The organism is Anoxybacillus sp. LAT27 (assembly GCF_022030075.1).
GTDB lineage: Bacteria > Bacillota > Bacilli > Bacillales > Anoxybacillaceae > Anoxybacillus > Anoxybacillus kestanbolensis.
Map to the genome: position 1 here is coordinate 1 of NZ_JAIWYK010000308.1, position 232 is coordinate 232.

The 232-nt window shown below is 55.6% G+C and carries 1 protein-coding gene; it reads left to right on the forward strand.

The genetic code is table 11. The features are described 5' to 3' along the window. Positions 1-69: 69 nt before the first annotated feature. Positions 70-232 (forward strand): YtrH family sporulation protein (locus LD028_RS09575; RefSeq protein ID WP_237811682.1); only part of this gene is annotated, 163 nt, incomplete at its 3' end.

Consider the following 232-nt stretch of genomic DNA (forward strand, 5'->3'; position numbering starts at 1 on the left):
CCTCTTCATATTTGCCTGACAAGCGGCGTAGGGATAAGCATACGCTGCCAAGTCGGGAGGAATGAAGGCATGTCTCAGGTGATTCTTACCTTTTTTATCGCGTACGGCATTGTCGTCGGAGGGTCCCTTTCCGGCGGATTGGGCTATTTTCTGGCGGCAGAAAAACCGCCGCTCTGGTCGATGAAGGAACTGGCGGACCAGTTGAAGATCTGGGGGCTGGTGGGCGCTCTGG